The following is a 7,686-nucleotide window of genomic DNA, read 5'->3' as shown; positions in this document are numbered from 1 at the left end:
GGAGACGGAGCGCGAGCTGCTTCTGCTCACGACTGAGATGACCATGCTTGCCCTGCAACCGATGCCTCCTGAGATCAACGTCTGCTTCATCTCACAGCACCCATTGCGTTGACCGGTTGAATCCGCCCATTCGCTTCCTCCTCGAAGCTCGGTTGCAGGGATCGAAGCTCTGGGCTTCCGCGAGCCCGTTCCGGAGTGGTGGTCGAGCCGCGCAGTCATCACTTTAGGAACTCGGAACCATGGAAAGATTGGATGAACGGCTAGACTTGCCGATAGCAAGTAGGTGGATCGTCCAAACGATCGGAGATGCGATGGAGCAACTGCGTCTCGCCGCGGCGTTCCCCGTCGGACGGCTGCTCGACGCCCTGGAACACCTTCCCGAAGTATTCGTCACTCCCAGGCGCCCCTCTCCAGTGCATCAGATCGCGATCGCCGACGATACGGACGCGCGGCCCCTGGAGGATCTCTGCCGGCGAGCACGCGATGAGGGCGCGGATGTGCTGATCGTACGGGGCGCTCCCCTGCCACCGACATCATCGGGTGCGCTGCCGCTACCGGTGATCTCTGTGGTCCCGGACACCACCGTGGAGGCCCTCGAGAACCGCGTGCGACAGCTTGAGAGCGAGGCTCTCTCGCCTCGACTGCTCGCGGAGGAACGGGCACGGGCGCGCATCGTCGACATCGTCGATCGCGCTGCAGCCCAGCTCGACGGACACATCATCGTGGAGGACCAGGACTTCAAGATGATCGCCTACTCTCAACTGTCCTCCGCGGTCGACGAGGCCAGGCGGAACGCGATCCTCCAACGGCAGATGCCACCGGATCTGCAGCGCGTCTTCAATTCGCAGGGCGTGCAGGCGAGCCTCCTGAGCGGCGAAGACGTCGTCCGCGCCGCCGCCGACTCGGATGCGGGCCTCGGGCAACGGCTCATCGTCGCGATCCGGCATCGCCGCCGCCTCGTGGGGACGATCTGGTTCGCCCGCACAACCCATGACTTCGACGACGGAGACGTCGCGGTCCTCCAGGTCGCGGCCGAGCAGATGAGCGTCCTGCTCGCCGAAACCCTGAGGCAGCGGGAGGACGAGCAGATTCGGCGCGACGACGCCGCGACGGATCTGCTCAGGGGCCGCGAGATCGAGTCTGCTCTCAGCGTGCTCCGCGAGACCCTGGCCGGCCCCTACGAGGGGGCGCATGTGCTCACCCTGGCGCAGCTCGAGCCTGGGCGCAGTGGATCTCCGGCCGATCTCTCCGACTTCCGCGCGCTCGCCGACAGCACCGTCAGAACGATGCGCAGCGAGGCATTGACCGTCCCCCTCGGAGATCGATTGCACATCATCCACTTCGGCTGCTCGGAACCTCGGGAGAGCTGTACCTCCGAGAACTCCCGGCGCATCTCCGAGCAGATGGCGGAGAACCTCCATCGGGTGAACATCAGGGTGGCGGTGGGCATCGGCCGCCATGCGTCCAGCCCGCAGGAGATCGTCGACTCCGCCGGGAGCGCCGAAGGCGTGCTGATGAGCCTGCTGCGCTGCGGCAGAGCTGAGATCTCGACGGTCCGGGAATCGTGGGCTCCGCTGGTGCTCGACTCACTCCTGAACGTCTCCCGCAGCTTCGAGGAGACCGTTCCCCCCGAGGTCTTCGCACTCCTGAACGCGTCGGCGCCGAAGCATCGGGAGCTGACCCGCACCATTCGCGAGGCACTCGACCACTGGGGCGATGTCGCCGGCGTGGCGGCGCGCCTCCATGTGCATCAGAACACCGTGAGGTACCGGCTGCAGCGGTTCTCCTCGCTCAGCGGCGTCGATCTCGGCGATCCGCCGACGCGACTCGCGCTCTGGGCGCTGCTCACGCACTTCGATCTCCGTCGGCGGGAGCAGCCGGGACGGACCGTCTCCGCATCGAGCGGATGAGGGGTCCGTTCACACGGCGCGGAGCACGAGCGCGCTGCCCTGGCCGCCACCGCCGCAGATGCCGACGGCGCCGAGGGATCCCCCGCCCAGAGAGGCGAGCTGCCGTGCAAGAGTGCCGACGATGCGCGCGCCCGAGGCGCCGATCGGGTGCCCGAGGGCGATGGCGCCGCCGTTGGGGTTCACGATCGCAGGGTCGACGCCCAGCTCGCGCGTCGACTGGATGCCGACGGCGGCGAAGGCCTCGTTGATCTCGACGGCTGCGAGGTCGGAGGCCGATGCCCCGGGCAGCTTCGCGAGCGCTGCGGCGATGGCGCGCGCCGGCTGCGAGTGGAGGTGCGTGTCGGGGCCCGCGACGAACGCGGTCGCCTCGACCCGCGCGATCGGCGAGAGGCCGAGGCGCTCGGCCGCGGCCTCGCTCACGAGCACCAGTGCGGCCGCGCCGTCGGTGATCTGGGACGCGTTGCCCGCGGTGATCGTGCCGTCCTTCGCGAAGGCGGGGCGCAGGCCAGCGAGCGCCTCCGCCGTGGTGTCCGCGCGCACCCCGTCATCGGCGGAGACGACCGAGTCGCCGCGACGCGAGACGACCGTGAACGGTGCGATCTCGCCCCCGAGGAACTCGGCGGCCGCGGCCGCGCGGCGGTGCGACTCGGCGGCGAAGGCGTCCTGCTCCTCACGGGTGAGGCCGAGCGGCGTGTTGCCCGACTCCGTCAGCTCGCCCATCGCGACGCGGTCGAACGCGTCGGACAGCCCGTCGTGCTCGACGGTGTCGACGAGCCGGGCCGCACCGTATTTCGTGCCCGCGCGCAGCGGCATCACGTGGGGGGCGAGCGACATCGACTCCTGGCCCACCGCGACGACGATCTCGGCCTCGCCCGCACGGATCAGCCGCGCGGCCTGCGACACGGCCTCTGCTCCCGAGAGGCAGACGGCGTTGAGCGTGATCGCGGGCACGCCGAGCGGAATGCCCGCACCGACGGCGCTCTGCCTGGCCGGGTTCTGCCCCGCGCCGGCCTGCAGCACCTGGCCCGCCACGACCGCCTCGACCTGATCCGGCGCGATCCCGGCGCGGCTCAGCGCCGCGGCGATCGCGTGCGCGCCGAGCACGGTCGCGGGCTGCGCGGCGAGCTGCCCCGTGAAGCGCGCGAAGGGGGTGCGGGCGTATCCGGCGATCAGTGCGGTCATGGTGGCGGCCTCCTCGGCGATGGTGCTGGCCCGCGATCGTGGCGATGCGACGGCTCCCCACCATCCTGCCGGATCCATCGCTCCCGGCGGGCAGACTCCCTGCACACTCACCGGCCCGTCCGCCGTGCACGGGTGCTCGGGCGGATGCCCGCGAGGGCGCTGATCAACGTTCCCGGAGCCCGGGACGGATCCGCCCGCGCGGCTCGAGGCCCGGCCCGCATAGGCTGGAGTGGTGAACACCTCGGAGGATCCCTCGCCCACGAGACGGCGGCGCAGACGCGCACTGACCGCGACGCTGCTGACGGTCGCGCTTGCGCTCGCCGCCGCCGGCTACACGCTGACTGCGGCGAACGCGACGCTCCCCGAGCCCCGCATCGAAGCCGCTTCCGAGGCCGCACGCACGGTCGCTCCCGACCCGGCCGCCGCCCAGGCCGCCGTCGATGCGCGCGAGCTGCCCACCGCGATCGGCTGGGCCGAGGACGAGGAGGTGTGGAGCAACGACGACAACGCCTACCCGCTCGGCAGCATCACGAAGCTCATCACCGTCCTCGTGTGCATGGACGCGAAGCCCCTCGAACCCGGCGCCGAGGGCGAGACCTACGTCTGGACCGCGGAGGACGCGGCGCGCACCGACGAATACCTCGCCGTCGACGGCGTCGCCTACTCCATCCCGGTCGGCACCGAGCTCACGCAGCGCGACATGCTCAAGTTCATCTTCCTGCCGTCGGCCAACGACTACGCGCACGCCTACGCGCTCTGGACCTTCGGCAGCAACGAGGCCTACCTCGCGGCGTTCGAGGCGTGGAAGCAGCGGCACGGGCTCGAATCCATCAGCCTCGTCGAGCCCACCGGCATGACACCCGATGATCGCGCCAGTGCCGCCGACCTCGTGCGCGTCGCACGCCTCGCGCTGCAGAACCCCACGATCGCGGAGTTCAACGGCATGCAGACCGCCGAGATGCCGTGGGGGATCGGCACGATCGAGAACTCCAACCCGCTGCTCGGGGTGATGCCGGGTGTCATCGGCACCAAGACCGGCACCATCTTCTCCTCCTACAACCTCATCGTCTCCCAGCGGGTCGACGTGGGAGGACGCGAGGCCGTCAACATCGCGGTGACGCTCGCGCGGCCCTCGAAGACGGCACGCGCCGACTCGGGCCGCGAGATGCTGGAGGCCATGGCGGCCCTGCCCCAACAGGTGGAGATCGTCGCCGAGGGCGAGGAGGTCGGCACCGCCGTGACCGCCGACGGGCAGCGGGTGCGACTCGTCACGTCGGCCGGCGCGAGCGCGACACTGCTGCCCGGAGAGGCGGCGGAGGTCGAGGCCCGGCTCGCCGATCGGCTGCGCGCCGGCGACGCGGGAGCCGAGGCGGGTGTGCTGCTGGTCTCGTCGCCGGCAGGCGAGCAGGAGATCCCCGTCGTGACCGACGCCGCGATCGTCGAGCCCGAGCTGTGGTGGCGACTCACGAACCCCGGCACGCTCTTCGGGTGAGGGATCCCTCGCGGCACGCGACCCCGACCTCCGAATCAGCCCGGAGAACACCCGATGCGCGGCCGGAACGCACGCGACCCGGCCTAGGGTGAGAGGCATGAACTGCCCCAGCGACGGAACCACCCTGCTCATGAGCGAACGCCAGGGAGTCGAGATCGACTACTGCCCCGAGTGCCGGGGCGTGTGGCTCGACCGCGGCGAGCTCGACAAGATCCTGGAACGCGCGCAGACGGAGGCCGAGGCTCTCATGAACCCGGCGCCGCCGCAGCAACCGGTTCAGCCCGCGGTGCCGCCCGCACCCCCGGCCCAGGCCTACGGCCAACCGCAGGGAGAGCCGCGCTACGACGACCGCCGCCGCGACGCCTACGATCGGGATCGCGACTACGATCGGCGCGACTCGTACGGCCGCGACTACGATCGCGGCTACGGGTACGGGCGCAAGAAGAAGAAGCCGTTCGACTTCCTCGGCGACATCTTCGACTGAGCTACCGCGCCTACCCGGCGCTGGTCGGTAGATGCTCCGCGCCCCGCGGGTCTCGACATCTGCTGCCGAGCTGTGGGTGGGGCGCCTCGGTTTCGACTCGCTCCGCTCGCTCAACCAGCGGTGAGAGAACCAGCGGGAACTAGCCGACGCGCTCGGCGACGATGCGCCTGAGCGCCGCGAGCGACAGGTCGATCGACTCGACGTCGATGCGCTCGTCGTGCCCGTGCACGCCCTCGCGATAGCGCTCGTAGCTCCACCCGGGGGCGAGCAGGCCGAAGCCGTACGCCGGCACCCCGAGCTCGCGCATCACGCGGTTGTCGGATCCGCCCGCCGCCATGATCGGCACGACCGGCGACCCCGAGACGGCCTCCACCGAGCGTTCGATCGCCGCGAAGAGCGGGGTGTCGGGGCTCGAGGAGGTCGCCGCCCAGCCCCGCAGGTGCACGATCTCGACCTCGTCGACGAGCGGGCCGAGCAGTGCCGCGAGCAGGTCGTCGACGTCGGCGTCGGTCGTGCCCGGCAACGTGCGGATGTCGAGGTCGATGGTGCCGGCCGCGGGGATCACGTTGTGCACGGCGCCTGCGCGCAGCACCGTGGGCGATATCGTCGTGCGCGATACTGCGTGGGCGTAGCCGGCGATGCCGCCGAGCATCGGCAGCGCCGCGTCGATGCGCACGGGATCCCGCAGGCGCTCGGCCAGCTCGGGGTCGTCGATGCGGGCCGCGACGAAGGCGTTCCACAGCTCGCCGGTCTCGGCCGCAGGCTTCACCTCGGCGAGCCGCTGCAGCACGTCGCCGACGCGGAACGCGGCGCTCGACGCTCCGTAGGGGATGGACGCGTGGCCGGGCTTGCCGTGCACCACGAGGCGACGGCCGGCCGATCCCTTCTCGGCGACCTCGATCGCCACGTGACGGCCCATCCGCATGCCGCCCGACTCGGAGATCGCCTCCGTCATCCTCACGGTCTCCGGGTGCTCGCGCACGAGCCAGTGGATGCCGTACTCGCTGCCCGCCTCCTCGTCTGCGACCGCGAGCAGCACGAGGTCTCCGCGGGGCGGGGCCGGCGCGAGAGCGACGTCGCGCACCACGCACGCGAAGGCGGCCGTGAGGTACAGCATGTCGACGGCGCCCCTGCCCCACACCTCGCCGTCGATGAGGTCGCCGCCGAAGGGGTTGCGCGACCAGCCGTCGGGGTCGACGGGCACCACGTCGAGGTGGCCGAGCAGGCCGAGCACCGGGGCCGAGGGATCCGTGCCGCGCACGCGCGCGACCAGCGACGCGCGCCCGGGCGCCGACTCGAGCACCTGCGTCTCGAGGCGTCCCGCCCGGACGGCCTCGGCGAGGAAGCGCTGCAGCACCCTGACGCTCCGGATCTCCTGCCCGGAGGAGGGCGTGCCGTCGTTGACGCAGCCCTCGCGGATCAGCTCGCGCAGCAGTTCGACGGTGTCGGCAGCGCCAGGATCCCTCGCGTCCAGCTGCACCGACACCGACCTCCACCTCTCGCTCTCCCGGGGCTTCCCGTTCGGCTTCCCAGCCTACTCGCTCCCCCGGTCGGGAACGGGGGGGGTGAAGCGTTTGTTCCCTTCGACAGGCTCAGGGAACGGGGTCAGCAGGCTCAGGTAACGGGGTCAGCGGCTCGCCGCGAGCTCCACCGCGTCGAGGATCGCCGCGATGCCCGCGCGGTAGACGGTGAGGCCGTCCATCGCGAGCAGGGCGTCGCGGTGCCGGTTCACGAGCGGGTACCCCGAGAGGTTGATCGATCCGAAGGTGCTGATCCAGGGCTCCGAGCCGTCGCGGGCGGCGTCGGGATGGCGCAGCACGTCGTTCGCGAGGGCGGAGCTCTGCGACAGCGAGAACCCCGAGATCGCGGCATAGGCCCGCAGCAGCTCCTCGTCGCGCAGACCGCTCTCCGCGAGCATCTCGAGCATGAACTCGATCGCCGAGGTGTCACCGGGCCCCACGGAGTCGATGACGGCGCCCTCAGCTCCGATGGAGGGGTATTCGAGCGCGAGCTCGGCGGTGCGCATCAGGTGCACTTCGAGGCGCTCGCGCCAGGTGCCCGAGCTCTCGCGTCCGGCCTCCGTCGCCCACCCCATGATCCGGTCGAGCGCGGCCTTCAGCAGCTCGTCCTTGTTGCGGAAGTGCCGGTACATGGCGGTCGCGTCGACGCCGAGCGCCTCGCCGAGGCGCTTGAAGGTGATGCGGGCATGGGGTTCGTCGCGGGCCAAACGCAGCATCGCGTCGACGATCATGCGCTGGTCCAGTCGCACGCGCTTCGCGCCCGCCTGCTCCGCCGGAGCCTCCGTCATCCCGACTCCCCTCGTTCGGATCCCTCACCACCAGTGTATGGCGCTCCCGAGGCGATCCCGGGCAGTGTCAACAATAATGTCAATGCAATTGACACTGTCGCGGTCTTCTCTTAGTGTGGCACCACGGATCGATGAAGATACCCGAGGAGGCCCAGGTGACAGACACCCCGCGCGCAGACGTCGGGGGCTGCTGCACGTTTAGGTGACATTCGACATGGCTAGTTTCGGCTGGCCTGGAAGGATGATCACTATGGCAACCAGGTATCCGCAGGAGTTCCGTGATGACGTCGTGCGCGTCGCCATGAACCGT

6 protein-coding genes are annotated in these 7,686 nt (G+C 70.5%); 3 read left to right on the top strand and 3 right to left on the bottom strand.

What is annotated here, in order from left to right; all coding sequences use genetic code 11:
* Window positions 1-311 precede the first annotated feature (311 nt).
* On the top strand, window positions 312-1,910 hold the full coding sequence (locus J4H91_RS15170; protein WP_208047088.1) for a PucR family transcriptional regulator: 1,599 nt from the start codon (window positions 312-314) through the stop codon (window positions 1,908-1,910).
* A gap of 9 nt (window positions 1,911-1,919) precedes the next feature.
* On the opposite strand, the gene J4H91_RS15165 is transcribed toward J4H91_RS15170, so the two are convergent.
* Window positions 1,920-3,092, bottom strand: a complete 1,173-nt coding sequence (locus J4H91_RS15165) for an acetyl-CoA C-acyltransferase (protein WP_208047087.1) — start codon at window positions 3,090-3,092, stop codon at window positions 1,920-1,922.
* A gap of 232 nt (window positions 3,093-3,324) precedes the next feature.
* On the opposite strand from J4H91_RS15165, the gene J4H91_RS15160 reads away from it, so the two are divergent.
* Together J4H91_RS15160 and J4H91_RS15155 are read left to right on the top strand one after the other, a co-directional pair.
* Window positions 3,325-4,584, top strand: coding sequence for a D-alanyl-D-alanine carboxypeptidase (locus J4H91_RS15160; RefSeq protein WP_208047086.1), 1,260 nt, complete (start codon window positions 3,325-3,327; stop codon window positions 4,582-4,584).
* Between the two features lie 97 nt (window positions 4,585-4,681).
* A complete protein-coding gene (locus tag J4H91_RS15155; protein WP_208047085.1) occupies window positions 4,682-5,068 on the top strand; it encodes a TFIIB-type zinc ribbon-containing protein in 387 nt (128 codons plus the stop codon).
* 139 nt (window positions 5,069-5,207) lie between these two features.
* On the opposite strand, the gene J4H91_RS15150 is transcribed toward J4H91_RS15155, so the two are convergent.
* Window positions 5,208-6,554: a M20/M25/M40 family metallo-hydrolase gene (locus tag J4H91_RS15150; RefSeq protein WP_208047084.1), complete on the bottom strand. Its 1,347-nt coding sequence runs from the start codon at window positions 6,552-6,554 to the stop codon at window positions 5,208-5,210.
* 141 nt (window positions 6,555-6,695) lie between these two features.
* Complete coding sequence (locus J4H91_RS15145; RefSeq protein ID WP_208047083.1) at window positions 6,696-7,376, bottom strand: TetR/AcrR family transcriptional regulator; 681 nt, start codon at window positions 7,374-7,376, stop codon at window positions 6,696-6,698.
* Window positions 7,377-7,686: the final 310 nt, after the last annotated feature.

The organism is Leucobacter ruminantium (genome assembly GCF_017565705.1).
In the GTDB taxonomy this organism is placed as follows: Bacteria; Actinomycetota; Actinomycetes; order Actinomycetales; family Microbacteriaceae; genus Leucobacter; species Leucobacter ruminantium.
This window is presented reverse-complemented; position numbering and strand designations above follow the sequence as displayed.

Bases quoted from the DNA above. Each gene is read 5' to 3' on its own strand.
- J4H91_RS15145 (WP_208047083.1), bottom strand. From the start codon at position 7,376: ATGACGGAGGCTCCGGCGGAGCAGGCGGGCGCGAAGCGCGTGCGACTG.
- J4H91_RS15170 (WP_208047088.1), top strand. From the start codon at position 312: ATGGAGCAACTGCGTCTCGCCGCGGCGTTCCCCGTCGGACGGCTGCTC.
- J4H91_RS15165 (WP_208047087.1), bottom strand. From the start codon at position 3,092: ATGACCGCACTGATCGCCGGATACGCCCGCACCCCCTTCGCGCGCTTC.
- J4H91_RS15155 (WP_208047085.1), top strand. From the start codon at position 4,682: ATGAACTGCCCCAGCGACGGAACCACCCTGCTCATGAGCGAACGCCAG.